This is a genomic window from Grimontia sp. AD028 (genome assembly GCF_000973155.1).
GTDB lineage: Bacteria > Pseudomonadota > Gammaproteobacteria > Enterobacterales > Vibrionaceae > Enterovibrio > Enterovibrio indicus.
The window spans coordinates 1-22,837 of the sequence record NZ_LASY01000105.1 but is presented as its reverse complement, the minus strand read 5'-3'; the positions used below and the strand labels follow the sequence as shown (position 1 = coordinate 22,837).

Sequence of the window (22,837 nt, the reverse complement as noted above, 5' to 3'; positions counted from 1 at the left end):
CTCGAGCATTTTTCCTGCGCTATTTCTGATCACCTACCTACTGTGATTGGTATAAACAAGAAAGGCCGCAATCGCGGCCTTTCTCTTTGGTGTTAGCACTTGTATGCAGAATTAGTTTTGCAGTGCATGCACAGCGTTGGCGGTGTCTTGAATAGACTCCACGGCGGGGCGTGGTGTCCAACCAAACACTTCTTTGGTTTCTGAAGTGTCCGCACTCAGGTTCATGTTTAGCATTCCCAGCATACCTTTCGCTTCGCGGTCGAACAAGGCGGTGAACTTCAACACAAAATCTGGCGCTTTTCTGGTGCTTGGTCCTTTGTAGCCTTGGTCTTTCATGACCTGTGCCATTTGAATAAAGCTGATTGGGTCAGACGTTGCTGCAATGACTCTCTTACCTTTGGCACTGGCTTCGGTCAGCGCTTTCACATGTAATACCGCCAGATCACGAACATCTACCATTGGAAAAGCAATGTTTGGCAGCATTGGCAGTTTGCCACGTAGCATTTGGTCGGTCAGTGCCATGGTTTGTCCTGTGATGTTTTTACCCAGCGGTGGACCGAATACGCCACCTGGGTTAACCACAACCAGTTCCATAGCATCTTCACGAGGGAGGCTTTCCATAAATTTCCATGCCTCATGCTCTGCCAGCGTTTTACTTTTTGTGTATGTACTGATGCTAGGCGAGCTGGTGTCCGTCCAATTTTCAGGGCCAAAAGTCCCCGTCTTCATGGTACCCATCATGGAAAGAATGGAGCTTGTCAGAACAACGCGCTTGACGCCTGCGGCTTTGGCCGCACGTAACGCACGGAGTGAACCCTGAACGGCCGGAATGATCATTTCAGCTTCGGTTTTAGGGTTAGCAATCGTGAAAGGAGAGGCGATGTGCATGATGTAATCGCATCCTGCTGCTGCTTCATCCCAGCCCTTGTCAGAGGTCAGGTCCAAATGAGCAAAACTCAGGTTGGCAGTATCTACCGACGCTGCTTCAAGTGTTGCGCGAACTTCATTTTCTTTCGCTTCACTTCGAACAGAGCCAACAACTTCAAAGCCTTGTGCAAGTGCTTCTTTCGCACAGTGGAGTCCAATAAAGCCTGAAATGCCGGTCAGCAGCACTTTTCCGCGAGTATCTTGCGCCATGGTAGATGTCCTTTTCGAATTGTTTATTAAAATACTGGGTGGTACATTAATGCCAATCAGAACATACTGTCAATAATAAAATACCACGCGGTACTTAAATATGACCCAAGAAAAAACCAAAGCGGCGAGGGGAAGACCCAAGACCATCAACCGGGAACGTATTCTGGATGTGGCAATGAAGGCCTACTGGCAAGAAGGTACCCGAGGTGTTTCCATCAACGAAATCTGCAAGCTGGCAGAAGTGTCCAAACCCGGTCTGTACAGGGAGTTTGGTAATGAAGACGGATTAATGGAGGCAGCGCTAGCAGCTTATATTGAGCAAACCTTTTCCCCTTTGATTGCCACGTTAGAAAGCCAAACTTCGCTAAGCGGTGTGCTGGCGGAATTGGTTGATTTCGTCTGCAATGAGCGAAAAGAGTTACCTGATGGGTGCCTGATGGTCAAAATGCGGGATACCCAAACTAAACTCGGGGACAAAACACAGAATGCGTTAGCGGAAATTCATTACCAATTTATGGCTTTCATCGAGGGTTGGGCGCAGAGAGCGAGGGAAGGCGGAGAGATACCTGAAACCATGTCTAACCAGTTTGTGGCAGATTACATCGATGCACAATTAACCGCAGCTTTGGCGCAGCGTGCGCGTGGAGAAGATGTCGAGAAAGTGAATGCGGTGTTGAAGATGGCGTTTTCTGTACTAGCGTGAGACAGAGGTAAATAGCCGCATTGGCGGCTTTTTCAGTACAAGAAAACACGCGATGAAGCCTATTTGGATTGCTTAACCTGCTCCCGCAACTGGAACTTCTGGATTTTCCCCGTGGGCGTTCTGGGAATGGTGGTAAAAGCAAAATGCTTGGGGACTTTGAAGCCTGCCATGTGGTCGCTGCACCAAGCTTTTAACTCTTGCTCGGAAACAGTTTGACCTTCACAGCATTCTACGAATGCAAAGGGCACTTCTCCCCATTTTTCATGCGGGCAGGCAACGACAGCAGCCACGGCAACGGCAGGGTGTTTGTAGAGAACATCTTCAATCTCGATGGATGAGATGTTTTCTCCACCCGAGATAATGATGTCTTTGGAGCGGTCTTTAAGCTGAATGTAGCCATCTGGGTATTTCACCGCTAAGTCACCGGAGTGGAACCATCCCCCTGCAAATGCAGACTCAGTGGCGGTCAGGTTCTTGAAATATCCCTTCATCACCACATTGCCGCGGAACATGACTTCACCAATTGTCTTTCCGTCTGCAGGGACGGGCTCCATGGTCTCTGGGTTCATCACATCCAAGGCCTCGAGCGGTAGATATCGAACCCCTTGCCGTGCTTTGAGTTTGGCTTGATCCTGAATCGGCAGGTCATCCCACTCATCATGCCATTCATTCACGACAGCAGGGCCATACACTTCTGCCAAACCATAGAGATGAGTGACTTCAAAACCTGCCTGCTGCATCTTCGCGAGTGTGCTCTCCGGGGGAGGCGCGGCAGCGGTGAAAAACGCCACTTTGTCAGAGAGTGGCTGGGTTTGGTCAGACAGAATAATATCCATGACGATCGGCGCGCCACAAAGGTGAGTGACTTTCTGCTCGGTTAGAGCATGCCAGATTGGCTCTGCGCGAACCTGTCTAAGACAAACGTGTATGCCGCAGATAGCTGACATCGTCCACGGGAAGCACCAGCCATTGCAGTGAAACATGGGAAGTGTCCAGAGATACGTCGAATACTTGGGCATCTCCGCAGTGAACACATTCCCTAGAGCCAGAAGGTAAGCGCCGCGGTGATGACACACCACACCCTTCGGGTTGCCCGTTGTACCGGACGTGTAGTTGATGGAAATGGCATCCCATTCATCTTCTGGCATCAACCAGCGAAAGGATTTGTCGCCCTGACTGATAAAGGTTTCGTAGTCCTGATAGGTTGAGTTGGGTGTTTCTTTAGTCTCCTCAATCCATACGGGGTCACAGTAAACAATGACGATTGGCGAACGCTCTGCCAGTTCGAGCGCATCCTCTGCAACGGGTAAAAACCCCTGATCAACGATCAGCACTTTGGCCTCTGCATGATCAAGTTGATAGGCGATGGTGGCAGCTTCTAAGCGGGTATTAATGGAATGTAAAACTGAGCCCGCCATAGGCACGCCATAATGGCATTCCAGCATGGCGGGCGTGTTGGCTAACATAGCAGAAACTGTGTCACCCCGACCAAGGCCGAGATTGGCCAGCTGCGACGCTAACTGACGGCTTCGGTTATAGAAAGTTTGATAAGTGATTTTCATGTCACCATGAATAATGGCAAGCGAGTCTGGATAGTTTGATGCTGTGCGCTCGAGAAAGCCAAGGGGCGTCAGTGGTTGGTAGTTTGCAGGGTTACGGTCCAGTCCAATGTTATAAAGATTCGACATCGCTGAACCTCACTGATTTCGCCAGACAGGAGAGCGTTTTTCAACGAAAGCGCTGATCCCTTCTTCACCGTCTTCCGTCAGCATATTGCTTACCATGACTTCGCTGGCGTAGGCATAAGCTTCTTTTAGATTCATTTCCTGCTGGTGGTAAAACGCTTCTTTTCCGATAGCCAGTGTCAGAGAGGATTTGGCTGCGATCTTATCCGCCACTTCCTGTGTCAGTGCTTTTAAAGAAGCGCTTTCAGTGACGCGATTAATCAGCCCCATTCGCTCTGCATCAGCGGCAGAAAGCATGTCCCCGGTGAGCAGCATTTCCATGGCATGCTTGCTCGAAACGTTTCTGGAAAGAGCAACCATCGGGGTAGAACAGAAAAGACCAATATTCACGCCCGGTGTGGCAAAACGAGACGTGTCAGAGGCATAGGCGAGGTCACAACTGGCCACCAACTGACAACCCGCAGCGGTGGCAATGCCGTCGATTTCTGCGATCACAGGTTTAGGGGAGTTCACAATGGCAGTCATCATCGCGGCACATTGGCTCATGAGAGAGGTGAAAAAGGCACGGCCTTTATCGTCATTATTTCTGGCTGCAGTGATTTCTTTGAGATCATGTCCTGCACTGAATGCGGGGCCATTACCAGATAGAACAACCACTTTTACATCGGATGAAATAGAAGCGTCAGTGATGGCTTGGTGTAGCTCTCCAATCATGGCCTCAGAGAGAGCGTTGCGCCGCTGGGGGTTGTTCAAGGTTAATCGTAATACGCCATTGCTACTGAGCTCTTTTTCTATCTGCGCTGTCATCGGTGGTTCCTATCCTTGGCTATTAGCTAGAAGGTCAGTACAGAACACAACGTCAGGCGATGAAAGGTTAGAAGTAAGACTTGTCGGAAACTCAATATTGAAAGACGCATAACGTTGATAAGAGCCGACAACAAAGAGAGCTGGGTGACTAAGTAAGATTGTTCCTTAGTGCATAGTCGACCATTTCAGCGGTAGAGGAGACGTTCAGCTTATGCTTGATGTTCTGGCGATGGGTTTCCACGGTGCGCACACTGATATCTAATTGCTGGGCGATTTTCTTGCTGCTCAAGCCCTTTGCAACAAGAGCAAGCACGGTTGTTTCGCGTTGGCTGAGTATGTTCTTTTTGTTCTCGGGCTTTCGGGACTCATTGACCATATCAAAAAGCGCCTTACTAGAGCTTTGGCAAAAGTAACTGGCGCCGTCATTAACGGTTTTAATCGCATTGATCATTTCTTCCAGCGAGACATCTTTGAGGATGTAGCCAGAAGCGCCGGATTCCATCACTTTCTGAATGTACTCACGGTTATCATGCATGGTCAAAATGAGTATTTTGGTCTCGGGGTGGTTTTGACTGAATAGTTTGGTGGTTTCGATACCGTTGAGCACTGGCATACTGATGTCCATCAATACCACGTCAGGTTTCAAAACTTTGGCTTTCTCAAGCGCCTCTACACCGTTTACCGCTGTACCTGCGACAGCAACGCCAGGTTCATTTTCGATGCGGGCAACAAACCCTTCCAGAACGGCACGGTGATCATCGACCAGCAATACACGAATGTCATCCATGATTTCTCTCCATGATTATGGTGCTGAGTTCCAACAGAATACTCACTTCCGTTCCCCGCTCTTTTTCTGCACTGATTTCAAAGTCACCACCGATAAATTCGATGCGCTCCCGCATATTTCTTAACCCGATCCCCCGACCTTTGAGCGCTTCGGAAACGTTAAAGCCTTTGCCATCATCGCGAATGATTAACTGCAATCTTTCCCCCAACTTTGACAAGATTATGTCGACGTTTCTGCATTGGCTGTGCTTTTCAATATTCACCAAGGACTCCTGCACCACCCGGTACAAGGTGGTGGTGACTTCCGGAAGCAGTTTGTCATCAAAATCATCCAAATGGGTGTCGATTTGAATGTTCTGTGAAGTAGCAAAGTCTGATGCTAGCAATTCAAGCGCAGCATTAAGGCCAATATCGTCTAACGCGGAAGGGCGAAGGTTACGCGAAATGTTTCGTACCTCTTTAATCGCCTTTACCAGAGAGGATTCACCTTTCTGAAGGTGTTCTCCGGCAGTGGTACTTCCGTTCTGGCGTAGCTCTTTTGACAGCAACTCAATATGGCATTTTGCGGAGACCAGTAACTGGTTCACACAGTCATGTAGTTCACGGGAAATGTACTTTTTCTCGTCTTCTTGCAGCATCACATTGCGAAATGCCAACTCACGTAGCCTTTCATCAGCGATTCGGTGCTCGTGTAAATTAACTGCTAGCGCAATCACCACCATGATGAGCACACTGGAAACCAGAATAACCAATATGGCAATGTAGGTATGATTAATGCTGGTTTGAACATCCTGTTTGACCCCTTCGATCTGCTCGCCAATATCTTCAATGTAAAGCCCAGTACCTACCATCCATTTCCACTTGGGTAGCCATATGGCATAGCTCAGCTTTGGGACGACTTCATTGGTAGAGGGTTTATGCCATAAATATTGATGAAAGCCGCCGCCCGCCTTGGCTGAAGCAAGCAGATTCTGGATCAGGAAATTGCCATTAGAATCTTTTAGATTGATAAGATTCTGGCCTTCCAACTCTGGCATGATGGGGTGAGCGAGGTTAAAGCCCGCTTCGTCATAAACAAAGAAATAGCCATCGTTGCCGTAGCGAAGCTGACGGAGTACTTCCAAGGCCTGATGTTTAAGCTCGGACTCGTTTCTTGACGTGTCATCGTACAGGTAATCGATGCTCTGGATAGCAAGGTGAACGTAGTCTTCCAGTGCTTGCTCTTTGGTCGTGAGCATACTGTCCCGGAAGGTAGAGATTTCTTTTACACCGAGGGATTGGGACTGGTTAATGGTTATCCAGCCGATGACGTAGCTGATAACCACGAGAGGGATCACTGTCATCAAAATGATCTTCAATTTAAGTGACATGTCCCTCTCTCCTTTAAAATGCAAAGGTTTTTGTAATATTAATCGCTTAACGCGTTTTTGCCGAAAATGGTCTTAGGTTAGTTTCCGCCAAGGCCATAGAAAGCCGGGAAGATCAGAATACTGAGCAGCACCGCAACCTGAATGGCGATAAACGGCAAAACACCCCGGTAAATATCTCCAGTGGTAATAGAGGGTGGGGCGACGCCTTTGAGATAAAAGAGACTGAAACCAAACGGCGGCGTTAAAAATGAGGACTGCAAATTCATTGCAATCAGGATGGCGAACCAAACCATATCAATACCAATCAGTTGAGCGACTGGCGCTAATATCGGCACGATGATGAAGCAGATCTCCACAAAGTCGATAAAAAAGCCCAGCAGCAGCACAACGAGCATGGTCAGGATCAGAAAGCCCCATTTATCGCCCGGCAATGCTGTCAGCCACTCTTCAACCAGATAATCGCCACCTGTATAGGTAAATGCCATTGAGAAGGCGGTCGCGCCAATCAAAATACCAAACACCATCGCAGTGACTTTGACGGTTTCTACAGCACTTTCAAACATCAGGCGGACTGAAAACTGTCCGTAAACCAATGCCAACACGATAGCGCCAACACCACCTAAAACGGCAGATTCTGTAGGGGTTGCAATACCCGCGAAAATGGAACCCAACACCACAATGATGAGCGCTAGGGGCGGTATAACGGCTTTCAGAGCATCGATGATTTCTGCGGTTCTGTCCTGATCAGGTAGGCGCGTCATGGCCCTGGCGGCTTTTGGATTAAGAAAGGCATAAATCAGGATGTAAGCGATATAGGCACCAACCAATATCAGCCCCGGTAATACAGCAGCTTGAAACAGATCGCCCACGGGAATGCCGAGTACATCACCGAGTAAAATCAGGATGATGGAAGGAGGAATGATTTGTCCCAGCGTACCTGACGCGCAAATGGTGCCGCAGGCCAGTGACTTTGCATATTGATACTTCAGCATCACTGGCAAGGAAATCAGCCCCATTGCCACGACAGAGGCACCTACAACGCCAGTGGAGGCTGCCAGCAGACAGCCGACCAGAACGGTTGAAATGGCCAATCCACCTCTAACGCCGCCAAACAGGCGAGCCATCGCTTCTAACAACTGCTCTGCCAATCGGGTTTTTTGCAACACCAGCCCCATGAATACAAATAAGGGCACTGCCATCAACACAGTGTTTTCCATCACACTCATAATGCGAAATGGCATGAAGGCAAACATCTCGACGCCTTCGGCCCAAATACCGAATATCAGCGCGATACCACCAAACGTGAAGGCGACAGGAAAGCCAAGTAGCAGTGCAAAGAGAGCAACCACGAACATTACAATACCAATCATGGTGTTACTCCTTTATTTGGTCGTTGGACATCAAGCGTTGAATGGCATTTAAAGACTTCGATATGCCAATCAAAAACAGAAAAAGGAAAGAGACAGGGATCATCCCTTTGATGACCCAACGATGCGGTAAGCCACCGGGGTCGCCACTGCCTTCACCTAATTGGTAGGCTTCTCGGGTAAAGTCGAGACCGAAATAAAAAATCAGAAAGCTGAAAGGTAATAGCAAGATAAGGCAACCAAGCAAGTCGATGACCGCCTGAATTTTCTGAGGCCAGCGCTCGTAAAATACGTCAATACGGACATGTCCTCCCGTTTTCAGGGCATAGGGGATACCCAGTAAAAACACAGCGGAAAACAGATGCCATTCAAGCTCTTGGGAACCAATCGATACTTGATTGAAGACGTACCTCATCACCACGTTGTAAAACACGTTGATAACGAGCAGCAGGAAAAGGGTACTGGCTATCCAGCCCAGCACATCAGCGATTCTATTAATGGATCGCTCAAGTAATAACAGCGTATACATGCTCACTCCATGAACAAAAAAGCGCCGGGTGGGATATCCCGGCGAAAAACAACTTCATGCCTTCTATTGGCCTTGAAGATAAGCTTCCTCAGAAATGGAGGTCCAACGGCGTATTTTGTCCAGGTAGGCCTGTTGGGAGTCGAGGATCTTTTTCGCTTGCGCATCTTTGTCGGCGTAGTTCGCCAGTAATTTGGTGTTGGCAGAGCGCAAGGCATTAATCACATCTTCAGGGAACTGTTTAACCTGAATGTCGGGATATTCGGCGGTCATTTCTTCCCACGCTTCTGCGCTGGCATGCGCGTTTTGGATATACATGTCGTAAGCCGCAGTGCGCATGGCTACGCGAAGGATTTCCTGCAGATCTTCAGGCAGGCGTTCCCAGGTTCGCTTGTTGACGAGAAATTGCAGCTCAGTCGCGGGCTCATGCCAGCCTGTGTAGTAGTAAGGAGCAATTTTGTGAAAGCCCATACGTAAATCCAGCCCTGGGCCTACCCATTCCAACGCATCAATGGTGCGTCTTTCCAGAGCGGTATAAAGCTCACCGGGGGCGATGTTTGTCGGGCTCGCACCTAGCTCAGCCAATACTTCACCAGCAAAGCCGGGAATACGCATCTTAAGGCCTTCCAAGTCATCCACTGAGTTGATTTCTTTTTGGAACCAGCCACCCATTTGAACGCCGGTATTACCGCCGGGGAAGGAAAGAAGATTGTGTGGGGCATAGACTTCTTCCATCAGTGCCATGCCGTCTCCATGATAGAACCAACCATACTGTTCAGAAGCGACCATACCGAATGGCATGGTGGTGAAGAACAGCGTGTTTGGCACTTTGCCTTTCCAGTAATACGAGGCTGAGTGTCCCATGTCATATTGGCCTGACTTCACCATGTCGAAGACACCGAATGGAGATTTGTGCTTATTAGATGAGTCGATGCGGATCTTAAGACGTCCATTGGACATTTTCTCCGCCATGGCAGCCATATTCTTTGTGGCATCACCGAAAATGGGGAAGTTAGGTCCCCAGGTTTCGGCTAATGTCAGTCGGTAGGTTTTCTCCGCGGCAAAGGCAGAAAAACTGAGGACGGCGGAGAGGCAAATACATGCAAATGCTGCCAGTGCTTTTTCAGTTTTGGAATGTAGAGGTTTCATGTCGCATTTCCTTATTGCTATAGAAATTCCAACGACACGATGAATAACAATTTGATAACAATGAATTCGTAATACCGCGCAAGTACTCGTATGAATCGCCATCATCACTACTGAGATGTTGCCTACGTATTTTTTCGGATCTTATTTATTTAAGGCTATGAATTCTTGGTGGAATAAGGCTGGTCGTGGCTTCAGGAAAGTAAGCGAATACTACGTATTTCTTGTGATGGATTTAATTTGAAGGTTTGTTGCTTATTTGTGAGCGCGGTGGGTTTTGGCCAACTCCTTTCCTGAATAATCCGTCTGGGAAGAAAAGAGAAAGGCCTACACGGTAGGCCTTTTAATCAATTGTTTAGCCATGATTATGGCGAGGTTTTGCAGCCTTTTCGGGTAACATCAACAGTCTTTGACTTAGTGCCTTCACCCAAACAGTAGGTACCAATTAACCTTGTTGTACAGGAAGGCAACCCATTTTCGTCTGCTGTAATAGTGACATAGATAGTGTTAGACAATCTTGTTCCAAGAGTATCACCATGTTGACAGTAATTTTTATAGAACTCAGTCATATAGGCATTTACATTGGTGAGTGTTTTGATCTCTGATTGTCCGATGTAACCGATACTCATCGCGTCGACCGATTGTGAACCACCCAACTCAGTCTTCCAGGATATGCTTCCTTTGGTTCTCGATGTCATGTAGTACTTCTGAACTGTTGATTTTTCACAGTCCATGACTAAACCGCCGCTAAATGGCGCATCAATGTCAGATCCTCGGATGTAAGAATAAAGTTTATCGCTGTTGTTACAGTTAAACGATGGCTCGTCATTATCATTGATGGTCCCAGTGCCTGATTTGAGGTCTGATTCATCCTCTTTTATCCAAGCATCAAGAGTAAAGGTTTTCGCAGGCTCATCGTTGTCATCGTTGATAGTGGGGACAATTACGCTGAATATATTGTCGCCCGGTTCAAAATTGACGCTCACGCCCTCATTATTGAGTGTGACATCTTTGGTTGTACCGTTATAACCAATCGTTACATCGGCGCTATAATCCACATTCACTTTGGCCGTGTTATCTTTTATTGCTAGAACAACGTCCTTGTCTGCTTTTAGCTTTTGGTTAAGAGACACATAGAAGGTTGCATCTTGTCCTTCAGTAACGGTGTCATCTGACACATCAGAGACTTCAATTTTGCGCTCACTTGGAAATATAGTCGCGTCATAGCACTCGTGACTTTCCTGAGTGTTAGTTGCCATAGCACTAATGCGGTTTGGGAATAAACCAACAACGACTTTTTCACCTGTCTCCGGGTTCAGCCGAACCAGTTTGGTGCTGTTGATATTACCCGTTACGTTTTGGTTTTTTGCTGCAATTATAACCTGTCCGTTCTGATCAAGGGTGGCTGCAGTGATGAAGTCAACAAAGTGGAAAGATTCCAATTTGGCAACAGCATTACTGGTGTTGATGCTGAAGGTTCTGCCGTTAGTAATAAATAGCAAATCGCCTTTATAAAACACAAAGTCCCCCCAGCTTGAAAAACCAGAGTAACCGAGTGTTGGCTTGTCAAACTCTGCGATGTCAGTGGTACTGGCTGTTGAAGGGTCAATAGTAAAGAGTTTTCGGTTGTCAGACGCATACAAAGTCCCGGTGGCGGGCTCAAAAGCCATCCGAAAAACGCTGGGAATGTTGCCGACGATAGTATGCGTATTGGTCTGAGAATCGAAATAAGCGAGCTGGTTAGGCTTTAGCTTGGACGCATGGAAATCAAGGCTTGCAAATTCATCCGCCGACGTATCTTGCCCTAATCCCTCAACATAATAGGCTTCGGGTCTCGGCGCACTCACATAATAAATACGGTTGGTGTTTTTGTCGTAAGCCATGGCTGAGGTGCTGAACTCAGCGCGCGATTTCTTAATTGCCCGATCACCGTTGTAGGTGCCTGACAGTTTTTTTGTCTCCTGTAAATCAATCATAAATCCAACATGTCCGCGCCCTGCATTCATGGCATAGACGTTTCCATAACATTCGGCTTTAGCGCCGATAGATATAACACTCGCAAGGATAAAACCTGCAATTAATCGCTTCTTCATGAGCTTCCTCTTTGGATTGTTACATTTGGGTTAAGGAAATGTTTCAATTGCATCTTGATACTACTAATGTGGTTTTATATTGATTGACTCACAGATGAGACATTATGGCTTTTTAAGCTTCAGTGTTTTCTAATTGAGCTCACTAGTGATTGATTAATAAAATTAATTAGTTAGTGCTAAATATGCGGGTAATGAACATTTGAAGTGTTAATAATGTTTACAGTTCTTGTTGATTTATGCTTAATAAAACAAGATCTGTATTAACTATCAAAAAGCGGACAAGACGGGATTGTGATATTGAAATAGAGAGGCTCTGGAAGACTTGTCGAAAGGTCAGAAAAAAGGGCCTTTAAGGCCCTATCAATTGTGCAGCAGTACTAAATTAGACGCTCAAAATCGGTGCCAGCGCTTGTGAGACTTCGCCTTCAGATGCATCACGGGAAATGGTGAACGAGCGGTAGGTGTCGCCACGGCCGAACGAGCGGTCAATCTCGGCAAGGCAGTGGATCACTGAACCATCCAGAATGAAAGAAAGCTCGATTTCCTTCTTGTTGAACATGCTGCTGTTTTTGAATTCAAGTTCTTGGTAACAGCCAGAACCAGAGGCGAAACCGTTACCACGCAAATGTCCTTTTTCTACATCCGCCTTCACTAAGTTAAAGCCTTCACGTTCAATGGCGGAAAGCACACGTTGTACTGCAGGCAGTGGGCGAACTTCCAGATAATCTCGGTCAGTTGGGTCAATGGCGAAATCAATGTCCAGAACAGTCTCTACCCAGACGTGGCTCTGATTGAGTTTTGCACTAACCGCCGTAATTGGCGTCTCGTCATGCAGTTTTAGTTCGAACGGGACTTCTTTTTCTTCACCAGGTTGAATAGTGAAAGGGTCATTTGCCTGAATGTGACCAAGGACAAAGACCTGATAACCTACACCAGAGTCAGACTCAACTTTGACTTCAGTGCAGAGCTTAACTGTGATGGAGTCAATTTCCTGTTCTACATCACCGCCCTTTATATGAACTGTGCCACGCAGGGTTTCGCCTTGGTAGACAGATTCATTGTGGAGAATGGTGTCGACTTTTGTTGCGCCAATACCTAAAGAAGCTTTGAGTTTCTTGAACATAGTGATCCTTGATTGTTCAGTGTCATTCTCTGTTTACCGAAGATTGGCTGTCGGTGCAAGTCACAGACATAATAAAGAAAAAGTCAGGGGAGAAGGCCCTGACTTTGTCGAGTTATGCTGCGAGTGACGGCACGCCACTGTGGAAGCGGAACATATCATCTGGTGTTTGGATAAGTTCGGCTTCTTTCTCACCAATCGCTTTGACGCGGTCGGAAATATCACCGCCGGCTATGGCTGCCGCTAGCTTCAGATAATCCTGATAGTGGCGTGCTTCTGAGCGAAGCAGGGAGATATAAAACTTGCGCAGTTCTTCATCCAAATAAGGCGCAACTTTGGCAAAACGTTCACATGAGCGCGCTTCAATATAAGCACCAATAATCAATTTATCGATCAATGTTGCAGGCTCATGGGTACGGACAATCGACATGAGACCGCGGGCATAACGACCAGCATTGAGCGGGCTGTATGGCATATCGCGTTTTTCCATGATTTCGATGACCTGCTCGAAATGATGGAATTCTTCTTTAATCAGTCGAACCATTTTGTCGATTAAATCTGGGCCGTGTTCGAAACCTTCCTTGGGTTTTAGTGGAGCGCTCAGCCCATTCTTTTTAGCGTGGAAAATCCCATCACGCATGCCACGGTAAACGAAATCTTCATAGGGTTTTGCCCACTCCAAAAGTAGCTCGCCGCTGGACGCGTCAATGGCGTACTTGCGGATAAGCCACATTGCGGTTTGGCTGGCTTTTAATTCGCAGTTAGCGTGATCACGCAGAAGTATGGTTTCGTTTTCAGGCTTAATGGCTTCATCAATCCACGCCTGTGGCGTTTCGCAGTGCAGAAACCCGCGCACTGGCTCGAGCAAACTTTCTAATTCTGGGCTTAGCGACATCGATTTTCTTTGGTCTTTTTAGTGCTTTGAAGGCGGCAATTATATACCCAAACGACCTGAATATGCTCGCATTGAGGCACTACTTTCGGGCGAGTTGACTGACGCCATGCCCTTTGTTGTTCCTTTTAGATGTTCGAAAAAGTTGAACATCAAACTCAAATCTCTCTGGTTTTATTCAAGATTGGGATTGCTTAACCTTTAAAGCAATAAGTTAAGCGCAAAAGGAGGTCGAAATGATTGATATCCGTAAATCTGAGAAACGTGGCCGTGCAAGCTTTGGTTGGCTGGACAGTCGCCACACCTTCTCTTTTGGTCATTATCATGACCCAGAGCAAATGGGTTTCTCGGCGCTTCGTGTGATTAACGATGATGTGGTGAAACCATCGGCTGGGTTTGATACTCACGGTCACCGTGATATGGAGATCATAAGTTATGTTCTGGACGGTGTGATTGAGCATAAAGACAGTGAAGGGAATATCCAGTCTCTGCCAGCGGGCGAATTTCAATTGATGTCTGCAGGGAAGGGGATTTACCACAGCGAGTATAATGGCTCTTCCGACAGTGACCTTCGCTTCCTGCAAATTTGGATTCAGCCTAATGAGAAGGGTGGAGCACCAGGTTATCAGCAGAAGGACTTTGGTAAAGCATTGGGCTTCACTGAGATAGCAACGCCTGATGGCCGCGATGGCACATTGCACATTAAACAAGATGCCCGATTACTACAGTTAATCTTGGAAAACGGTAGTTCGGAAACTTTCACCCCGGAAATGGGCAGCAATGTGTATTTGCATGTCGTAGCAGGTGAGTTGTCAGTGAATGACGATACTCTCACAGGTGGCGACGGTGCAAAAGTGAGCGGGCACTCCCAACTCTTGCTGAAAAATAACGGCTCAGAAAGCGTCACTGCTTTGGTCTTCGATTTGCCGTAATGTGTTTAAGGTCTTGAAATAGAAGGTCAGCCAAAAGCTGACCTTTTTTTGTTTCTGGTAAACGCTCCTGACACGATCTGTCAGTAGGTGTCAGTAATCTCTTCTCAACCCCACACGAAAGGAGATAACACCATGGATAACATTGTAGAAACCGTAAGATTCAAACTGAAAGACGGCGCGGATATGAAGGCATTTGTTGAGGCAGCAGAAGGCACTATTCCCTTTATTAAAGGATGTGAAGGCTATCTTTACCGTTCGCTGAGTCTTAATGAGCAGACACAAGAATGGACAGACATTGTTTACTGGGCGACACTCGCTGATGCTAAGGCAGCGTCAGACAACTTCATGAAGGATGAAGGTGCTCAGAAGATGGTGTCTTATATTGATGCTTCAACGCTAGTGATGGCCCACGAGCAAATTAAGATGAGTCCTTGTATGACTGAAACAGCTTAGGAAGAGTGAATGAGTAAATCGGAGCGCTTGTTTGAGCTTTTAACACTGCTGCGTAGTAAACGTTACGCGGTGACGGCCAAGTCGTTGTCGGAAGAGCTGAAAGTCAGTGAGCGCACGATTTACCGTGATATCCAATCCCTGCAATTGTCCGGTGTTCCCATTGAAGGCGAAGCAGGGATTGGTTACCTGTTAGGCAAAGGTTCTCACCTTCCACCGCTAATGTTTACTGAAGAAGAAATTGTCGCATTGGAACTTGGCATGCAAATGGTACGAGCATGGTCAGATAAGAGTTTGGCGGCTGCTTCTGAATCTGCCTCAAGAAAAATCCAGTCCATACTGCCAGAACACCTTAAAGCCCAGATTGACGCTTTGCCTCTTGCGGTGCCTGACTTTTACATTGAATCAGAATGCACCGTATGGCGAGAAAGCTTGCGCGCAGCGACGACAGAAAAACAAAAAGTCCGCATCAAATATAAAACTGGCGAAGGAATATACTCCGAGCGGATTGTTCACCCTCTAGGTCAGGTATTTTGGGGCAAAGTCTGGACGCTGGTGGCATGGTGTGAGCTACGGGATGATTATCGAAGCTTTCGCGTTGATCGTATTGAGCGTATGGAAGCCCTCAAAGAGCATTTTGAAGCCGGTGAGTTAAAGTCTTTCCAACATTATTTATCGCTCTGCGAAGAAGAGAATAGGTAATAAAAAAGCGGGCCATTCAGCCCGCTTGTTCTTCATTGAAATTCATCACGCCAGAACGTCGGTTGCAACCTTGTAGCTTGGGTCTTCGATGTGGTTAATTTCAACCAGGCTGCCCGCTTTAGTCAGCAGCGCCAAACAGTCTTGTGACAGATGACGAAGGTGAAGCGTCTTACCCGCTTTGCTGTATCGCTCAGCCAGCGTTTCAATCGCTTCGATGGCTGAGTGGTCAGCCACACGGGATTTACCGAAATCGACAATCACGTCTTGCGGGTCGTTCTGAGCATCAAATAGTTCAAGGAAGTTAGCCACTGAGCCAAAGAACAATGGACCATTCACTTCATAGATTTTTGAACCTTCTTCATTGATGTGGCTTGATGCATAGATGTGTTTCGCGTGTTCCCATGCGAACATCAGCGCCGACACAATCACACCAACGATAACCGCAATCGCTAGGTCAGTCATAACGGTAACAACAGTCACCAGCACGATAACGAAAAAGTCGCGTTTTGGTACACGGCTGGCCAGCTTGAACGTTGCCCATTCAAATGTGCCGATAACCACCATGAACATCACACCAACCAGCGCTGCCAGTGGGATCATCTCAATCAGCGAAGAGGTGAAAAGGATAAAGCAGAGCAGGGCAAGTGCGGCGACGATGCCTGACAGACGGCCACGTCCCCCAGAGTTAACGTTGATCATCGACTGACCAATCATCGCACAGCCGCCCATCGCACCGAATACGGAACAAGTTACGTTCGCGACACCCTGGCCTACACATTCGCGGTTACCGCGGCCGCGGGTGCCGGTCATCTCGTCAACGACGGTTAGGGTCAACAGAGATTCAATCAGACCGACAGCTGCCAGAATCAAAGAGTATGGCAGGATGATGTATAGCGTTTCCAGATTGAATGGAACAGTTGGGAAAGCGAAAGTCGGCAGTGAGCCAGCAAGCGTTGCGTTCTCGTCATCACTCATTGAGCGCAGGAAGTCGACAACAGTGCGGGTTTCCAGATCCAGCAGGACAACAGCCGCAGTCACAGACACAATCGCAACCAGAGAAGAAGGTACTGCGGTGGTGATTTTGGGCAGGAAATGGATGATAGCCATGGTAATCGCCACCAAGCCAAGCATCAGATACAGTTGCTCGCCTTGCAGCCATTCCATTTCACCGTTCAGGCCAGGCACCTGGAATTGACCAAGTTGAGCAAGGAAGATGACGATAGCCAGACCGTTAACGAAACCAATCATTACCGGGTGTGGCACCATACGGATAAATTTACCGAGCTTAAATACACCCGCCAGAATTTGAAGAGCTCCCGCCAGCATGATTGCCGCAAAAAGATATTGAATACCGTGTTCTGCGACCAGGCTGACCATGACCACAGCCATTGCGCCAGTCGCACCAGAAATCATACCAGGGCGACCGCCAAGGATAGAAGTCAGTAGACCCATGATGAACGCAGCATACAGGCCAACCATTGGGTCAACGCCTGCAACGAAAGCAAACGCAACGGCTTCTGGTACCAGAGCGAGTGCAACAGTCAGACCCGACAGAATGTCGTTCTTGGCCGAGTGTTTAGGAAACTTGGGGAATTCAAACATCTTGTTCGGTTACTTCTCTAAAAGTGGGTTGTTGGCAATTCGACAAAGACGGCGATACTACCTAAAAGTGTGATTTTGTTCAATCTTGGTAACGTATTTGTGAAACTTAAAAGCAGGTTACGTCTAGGCAGAACAGCGGGTTATAACAAAAAAGACGTGCTGCAATTAGCCAAACTGATTAGACATCAAAGCGATGGCAGTTTGATGAATAAGACTCCAAAAGCCCAAGAGGTGGCTTTTTGTTTGGGTACAGATACATAAAAAAAGAGCCATGCTAGGCATGGCTCTTTTTATACCGGATTTCTTATTGGAAGTTAGGCTTGGTCGCTGGCGCTGCGGCGCTGTTGGTTGCCGTTTGGCTACCTGCTTGGCGCGTTTCAGCTCGCTCACTGCGGAACTCAGCAATCGCCACTTCAATGGCTGACTCTGCACTTTCCGGTGCTGGTGCTTTTGTCATTGGAGACGTTGCACGACCTATGCGAATAGCAGGTTTAGCGGGTTTCTCTGCTTCTACAGCAGGGATTTCGCTAGATTCCATCACGCTCTTCACATTGGTTTCTTCAGCTTTTGGCGCTTCTACCTGTTCAGCTACAGCTTCGACAACTGGCTCTGCAGCAGGTGCTTCTACTTCTTCCGGTGCATTAACAGCAACTGGCAGTTCTTCGTTTAGGGCGTCAGCACCTTCGTACTTCGCTTTTTCTTCCAGCACAGTGGGTGCTGAACGACGAACAATGACTTTACCCATTGCCATTTCAGGGAAGGCTACGCCACCAACAGCAACTGTCTTAGGTGCTGGAGCTTCGTCAGTAACAGGTGCTTCTGTCACTGCTTCTGCCACAACAGGGGCTTTCAGTGCAGCTTTCGAAGGCCATACTTTACCCATTGCCATTTCTGGAGAAGCAACACCAGACTTCAGAACGACCTTGTTGCGCTTTTCAACGATAGAAACAGCCGTTTCCATCATGTCCAGTTGGTCAAGGCCTTGCTCAGCGTTTGCTGATTCGTCTTCGCGGTTGCTGCGACGACGACGTTGCCCACTTGCACGCAGGTGACGAGGTGAACGGCGGTTACGACGCTTCTCTTCACGTTGCTCACCATTATCGTTCGTCTCGGCGGTCTGAGGTGCGTCAGTAGTGGTCGCTTCTGCTTTCGCTTCTTCCGCTACGGCTTTGCCCATTTCGTGAAGTGGGTTTACTGCGGCGATTTCAACTTCTTCAGTATCACCAACACGGACTTTCTTGTTCAGTTTACGGCGTTGACGGCGCTGTTTTACTTTCTCCGTCTTTTCCGCTTTCTCTTGCTTGTCAGCTTGAGACTCTTCTTTTACTGGCTTAGCCGCTTTCGCTTGCTGTTGACGTTGGTCAGCTTTTTCTGCCTTGTCAGTCTGCTTGCGGTTTTGCTTCTTAGCTTGTTTTTCCGGACGCTCATTTGAACGTTCGTTATTTTCAGCGCGCTCTTTGCCACGACGTGGTTTCTTATCTCCACGCTCGCTTCGTTCATTGCGCTCGCCATTCTTGCTGTTTTCGTCGCGCTGACCATTGCGCGAGCCACGACGGGTGCGATCTTGAGAACGCTTGTGGTCACGACGGTTACGAGACTCGCGTTTTGGTTCTTCTTTCTTCTCTTCTTCAGCTGGCGCACTTGCGAACAGGCCAGAGATGAAAGATACCAGACGAGAGATCAGACCAGGTTTAGCTTCAACTGCTGCTTTTGCTGCTGGCTTGGCAACCGGTGCCGGAGAAGCAGGGGCAGCGAAACTTTGCAATGCTGGCTCTTCGCGTTTCTTAACAACGCGCTCAGCTGGTGCGTCGTCTTTGCCTTCAGTCTCACGCATTGCTTCCAGTTGTTCTGGAAGGCGGTAAGACAGTGAAGTCACTTCGTCACCACCGCGGATACGAACCACTTCAAAGTGTGGGGTTTCCATGTTGGCGTTAGGTACAACGATAACGCGGACGTTGTGATACTTCTCAACGTGCTGCACTGAGCGGCGTTTTTCGTTGAGCAGGTAAGAAGCAACCGGAACGGGTACTACAGCCATTACTTGGGCGGTGTTTTCTTTCAGCGCTTCTTCTTCGATCAGACGCAAGATAGACAGAGACAAAGATTCGTTATCACGAATCACACCAGTACCTGTACAGCGAGGACAGATGTGGTGGCTGGCTTCTGCCAGAGAAGGGCTCAGACGCTGACGAGACATTTCCAGCAGACCAAAGCGTGAAATACGACCGATTTGAACGCGTGCACGGTCCATACGGACAGCTTCACGCAAACGGTTTTCTACTTCACGTTGGTGGCGAACTGGGGTCATATCGATGAAGTCGATAACAACCAGACCACCAAGGTCACGTAGGCGCAATTGACGTGCAATTTCGTCCGCTGCTTCAAGGTTTGTCTGCAGCGCGGTTTCTTCGATATCAGAACCCTTTGTCGCGCGAGCGGAGTTGATGTCGATAGAAGTCAGTGCTTCGGTAGGGTCGATAACAATCGAACCACCGGAAGGCAGACGCACTTCGCGCTGGAAGGCAGATTCAATCTGGCTTTCGATTTGGTAGTGGCTGAAAAGTGGAACTTCACCTTCGTAGCGTTTAACGCGACTCAGGAAGTCAGGACGGGTAGCCTGAATACGTTCACGAGCCTGATTGTAAACTTTCTCACTGTCGATCAGCACTTCGCCGATGTCACGACGCAGGTAATCACGGAATGCACGCGCAATCACATCGCTTTCCTGATAGATCAGGAATGGCGCTGGTTTAGAATCAGCGGCGCCTTGGATGCGTTCCCAGTTGTTCAGCAGGTAGTTTAAATCCCATTCCAGCTCTTCAGCAGATTTGCCAACGCCTGCGGTACGAACGATCAGACCCATGCCCTGAGGCAGTTTCAGACCAGACATCGCTTCTTTCAGTTGGCTACGCTCTTCACCTTCGATACGACGGGAAATACCGCCAGCACGAGGGTTGTTTGGCATCAGAACAAGGTAACTACCAGCGAGAGAGATGAAAGTGGTCAAGGCAGCGCCTTTGTTACCACGTTCTTCTTTATCAACCTGAACAATCACTTCCTGGCCTTCTTTCAACACCTCTTTGATGTTTGGACGACCTTGGTAGCTGTAATTGTCTGGGAAATATTCGCGGGCAATTTCTTTAAGAGGAAGGAAACCGTGACGCTCAGAACCATAGTCTACGAATGCTGCTTCAAGACTTGGCTCAATACGTGTAATACGGCCTTTATAGATGTTTGCTTTCTTCGATTCATGGCCAGGGCTTTCGATATCCAGATCGTATAAGCGCTGACCGTCAACCAATGCGACGCGCAACTCTTCCTTTTGAGTTGCGTTAATCAACATTCTTTTCATATCAAATTGTTCTCGATTATTTGTTGTTATTAGTTGTCGGATACGAGAGAAAGAACGCAATGCTGCCAGGTCCCAAGTCTGATGTTAATGCAGCCTCACGGCTGGGGAATCAGGGACGCTCTAGGGCACTACTTATCCACCCACTGATACGGAATTAAGATATTCACTCCGGTTTATTCAGTCGGCTATTCGCCACAAATGGCGACAGTCTCTTTGACACTGGTTATTTATCCCGTCGTGCCAACAAACTAACGGGTGCTTTATTCCTCATGTCTTACGCCGAGTGCTGCATGATTAAGACACCGTTAACTGCCAGCTGATCAAGATACTACTCAGAAATAGTGCTAGTGGCGGTTAGGGGTCTGAGATAAAGCGGTAAAGATTTACTCTATTTGTCGACTTTTTAGTCGTGGCGAGCAAAAAAGCTTCAAACTTTTCTGCTTTACGGCGCAACTATAGCAGGGACACTTTTTTGCAGCAAACTACTTTGATGCAATGTAGAATCTACGCCCTATGAATACTGAAAAACCTAAAGTGCAATTCATCGACATTTCAGATGACATTGCAGGCCAGCGGATCGATAACTTTCTCCGAAATAGGCTTAAAAACGTACCTAAAAGTATGATTTATCGCGTTCTGCGTAAAGGAGAGGTGCGAGTTAATAAAAAACGCATAAAACCTGAATATAAGCTTCAGGCGGGTGATGTAATTCGCGTACCACCTATCAAGATCCCAGAGACAGCGCAGGCTGAGGCACCCAATACCAAACTGAATCGTGTCGCAGAGTTGGAAAAATGTGTGATTTATGAAGACGATCACATGTTAGTGCTCAACAAACCGTCAGGCACTGCGGTTCACGGCGGAAGTGGTCTGCACTTCGGTGCCATTGAAGCGATGCGCGCATTGCGCCCAGACGCACGCTTTCTAGAACTTGTGCACCGTATCGACCGCGATACCTCAGGCATCTTGCTGATTGCTAAGAAGCGTTCAGCATTGCGTCATTTGCAGGCGCAATTCCGTGAGAAGACGGTGCAGAAATACTACTTTGCTTTAGCCATGGGTAACTGGAAGCCTTCTATGAAGAAGGTAACAGCGCCACTTCTTAAAAACGAAGTGAACAGCATTGTTCGTGTAAACCCGAATGGTAAGCCGTCTGAAACCCGCTTTAAAGTGATGGAACAGTTCGAGCAAGCGACTTTGGTGCAAGCTAGCCCAATAACAGGCCGTACTCACCAAATCCGTGTACATGCGCAATATGTGGGACATCCACTGGCGTGGGACGATCGCTATGGCGATCCAAGGTTTGATGCTTACACCAAGAAGTTTGGTTTGAGCCGTCTTTTCCTGCACGCAGCCAATATCAAGTTTACCCACCCGGGAACCGAAGAACTGATGGATATCTCCGCCCCGATGGATAAGCAATTAGAAAGAGCACTGGAAGGTTTAAGGAAAGCGCCACGTGTTAGCTAACTATAAGTTGGTCATTTTTGATTGGGATGGCACCGTGATGGATTCTGTCGCGCGTATTGTTTCCAGTCTGGAAGCTGCTGCCCATCTCACGGGTGGTTTGCCAGAGTTGTCTGGTGATGAGCTCAAACAGATGATTGGCCTGAGCCTAGACAAAGGGTATGAATTTCTCTATCCCGGGGCGCCTTTAGAAAAACTGGATGAGTGGAAACGCCATTACGGGCAACAGTTTCGTGTCGATAACGATACGCCGATAGACCTGTATCCTTCTACTTTTGCGTTTTTGGAAACGCTAAAGCAAAGAGGGCATTTGCTCGCGGTTGCGACAGGCAAATCCCGCCCGGGCTTAGATAAGGCTATTGCGGATACCGGCACGTCAGCATTTTTTGTGGCGACTCGCACTGCGGATGAAACGGCTTCAAAACCTGACCCATTGATGCTCAATGAGCTTTTGGCTCAGCTTGGTGTTGAGGAAAAAGAGGCTGTGATGGTGGGGGACACAACGCACGACATGCATTTAGCGCAAAATGCTGGCGTGGATGCTATCGGTATTACATGGGGTGTCCATGACAGGACGACGCTGGCAGCTTACCATCCTGTCGCGATTGTAGATTCTCTGGAAGCACTTCTTTAATCGTCGACGAAAGATAAGAAGAAAGTGGGGCGATAGCCCCATTTGCAGATATACCCAAACGACCTG

19 protein-coding genes are annotated in these 22,837 nt (G+C 47.9%); 6 read left to right on the top strand and 13 right to left on the bottom strand.

Going from position 1 to position 22,837, the window contains the following annotated elements; genetic code table 11:
- Nucleotides 1-111: 111 nt before the first annotated feature.
- Nucleotides 112-1,137 (bottom strand): NAD-dependent epimerase/dehydratase family protein, encoded by a 1,026-nt coding sequence (locus tag RN22_RS19955; protein WP_046307091.1) that lies wholly within the window; start codon nucleotides 1,135-1,137, stop codon nucleotides 112-114.
- Between the two features lie 100 nt (nucleotides 1,138-1,237).
- Here RN22_RS19955 and RN22_RS19950 point away from each other — a divergent pair, with 100 nt between their 5' ends.
- A complete protein-coding gene (locus RN22_RS19950; RefSeq protein ID WP_052737574.1) occupies nucleotides 1,238-1,840 on the top strand; it encodes a TetR/AcrR family transcriptional regulator in 603 nt (200 codons plus the stop codon).
- A 59-nt stretch (nucleotides 1,841-1,899) separates the two neighbouring features.
- Here RN22_RS19950 and RN22_RS19945 read toward each other — a convergent pair whose 3' ends face one another.
- From RN22_RS19945 to RN22_RS19900, 10 genes are all read right to left on the bottom strand, one after another.
- Nucleotides 1,900-3,528 (bottom strand): acyl-CoA synthetase, encoded by a 1,629-nt coding sequence (locus RN22_RS19945; RefSeq protein WP_046307088.1) that lies wholly within the window; start codon nucleotides 3,526-3,528, stop codon nucleotides 1,900-1,902.
- A 9-nt stretch (nucleotides 3,529-3,537) separates the two neighbouring features.
- A complete protein-coding gene (locus RN22_RS19940; protein ID WP_046307086.1) occupies nucleotides 3,538-4,332 on the bottom strand; it encodes an enoyl-CoA hydratase in 795 nt (264 codons plus the stop codon).
- Nucleotides 4,333-4,480: 148 nt separating this feature from the next.
- Entirely contained in the window at nucleotides 4,481-5,119 is a 639-nt protein-coding gene (locus tag RN22_RS19935; protein ID WP_046307084.1) for a response regulator transcription factor, read from the bottom strand.
- Nucleotides 5,112-6,488, bottom strand: coding sequence for a cache domain-containing protein (locus RN22_RS19930; RefSeq protein ID WP_046307083.1), 1,377 nt, complete (start codon nucleotides 6,486-6,488; stop codon nucleotides 5,112-5,114). The genes RN22_RS19935 and RN22_RS19930 overlap by 8 nt, the downstream gene beginning before the upstream one ends.
- A 77-nt stretch (nucleotides 6,489-6,565) precedes the next feature.
- Nucleotides 6,566-7,858, bottom strand: coding sequence for a TRAP transporter large permease subunit (locus tag RN22_RS19925; RefSeq protein ID WP_046307082.1), 1,293 nt, complete (start codon nucleotides 7,856-7,858; stop codon nucleotides 6,566-6,568).
- Nucleotides 7,859-7,862: 4 nt separating this feature from the next.
- A complete protein-coding gene (locus tag RN22_RS19920) occupies nucleotides 7,863-8,384 on the bottom strand; it encodes a TRAP transporter small permease subunit (protein WP_046307079.1) in 522 nt (173 codons plus the stop codon).
- 63 nt (nucleotides 8,385-8,447) lie between these two features.
- On the bottom strand, nucleotides 8,448-9,530 hold the full coding sequence (locus tag RN22_RS19915) for a TRAP transporter substrate-binding protein (protein ID WP_046307078.1): 1,083 nt from the start codon (nucleotides 9,528-9,530) through the stop codon (nucleotides 8,448-8,450).
- Between the two features lie 362 nt (nucleotides 9,531-9,892).
- A complete protein-coding gene (locus tag RN22_RS19910) occupies nucleotides 9,893-11,620 on the bottom strand; it encodes a hypothetical protein (RefSeq protein ID WP_046307076.1) in 1,728 nt (575 codons plus the stop codon).
- Nucleotides 11,621-12,002: 382 nt separating this feature from the next.
- Nucleotides 12,003-12,743 carry a sporulation protein gene (locus RN22_RS19905; RefSeq protein WP_046307075.1) on the bottom strand — a complete coding sequence of 247 codons (741 nt, stop codon included), beginning with the start codon at nucleotides 12,741-12,743 and terminating at the stop codon, nucleotides 12,003-12,005.
- Nucleotides 12,744-12,855: 112 nt separating this feature from the next.
- A complete protein-coding gene (locus RN22_RS19900; RefSeq protein WP_046307073.1) occupies nucleotides 12,856-13,635 on the bottom strand; it encodes a tRNA-(ms[2]io[6]A)-hydroxylase in 780 nt (259 codons plus the stop codon).
- Nucleotides 13,636-13,868: 233 nt separating this feature from the next.
- Between RN22_RS19900 and RN22_RS19895 the strand changes: the two genes are divergently transcribed.
- The 3 genes from RN22_RS19895 (at nucleotide 13,869) to RN22_RS19885 (ending at nucleotide 15,716) form a co-directional block, all read left to right on the top strand.
- Nucleotides 13,869-14,564, top strand: a complete 696-nt coding sequence (locus RN22_RS19895; RefSeq protein ID WP_046307071.1) for a pirin family protein — start codon at nucleotides 13,869-13,871, stop codon at nucleotides 14,562-14,564.
- A gap of 132 nt (nucleotides 14,565-14,696) precedes the next feature.
- On the top strand, nucleotides 14,697-15,017 hold the full coding sequence (locus RN22_RS19890) for an antibiotic biosynthesis monooxygenase (protein WP_002540125.1): 321 nt from the start codon (nucleotides 14,697-14,699) through the stop codon (nucleotides 15,015-15,017).
- A 9-nt stretch (nucleotides 15,018-15,026) separates the two neighbouring features.
- Nucleotides 15,027-15,716 carry a YafY family protein gene (locus RN22_RS19885; RefSeq protein ID WP_002540124.1) on the top strand — a complete coding sequence of 230 codons (690 nt, stop codon included), beginning with the start codon at nucleotides 15,027-15,029 and terminating at the stop codon, nucleotides 15,714-15,716.
- Nucleotides 15,717-15,761: 45 nt separating this feature from the next.
- On the opposite strand, the gene RN22_RS19880 is transcribed toward RN22_RS19885, so the two are convergent.
- Nucleotides 15,762-17,318, bottom strand: a complete 1,557-nt coding sequence (locus RN22_RS19880) for a SulP family inorganic anion transporter (protein WP_046307069.1) — start codon at nucleotides 17,316-17,318, stop codon at nucleotides 15,762-15,764.
- 304 nt (nucleotides 17,319-17,622) lie between these two features.
- Nucleotides 17,623-20,661: a ribonuclease E gene (rne, locus tag RN22_RS19875; protein ID WP_046307067.1), complete on the bottom strand. Its 3,039-nt coding sequence runs from the start codon at nucleotides 20,659-20,661 to the stop codon at nucleotides 17,623-17,625.
- Nucleotides 20,662-21,183: 522 nt separating this feature from the next.
- Between rne and rluC the strand changes: the two genes are divergently transcribed.
- The gene (gene rluC / locus RN22_RS19870; RefSeq protein ID WP_046307065.1) at nucleotides 21,184-22,140 is read left to right on the top strand and encodes a 23S rRNA pseudouridine(955/2504/2580) synthase RluC; all 957 of its coding nucleotides are present in this window, start codon (nucleotides 21,184-21,186) and stop codon (nucleotides 22,138-22,140) included.
- Nucleotides 22,130-22,771, top strand: coding sequence for an HAD family hydrolase (locus RN22_RS19865; RefSeq protein ID WP_082111445.1), 642 nt, complete (start codon nucleotides 22,130-22,132; stop codon nucleotides 22,769-22,771). Before rluC ends, RN22_RS19865 begins: the two co-directional genes overlap by 11 nt.
- Nucleotides 22,772-22,837 lie beyond the last annotated feature (66 nt).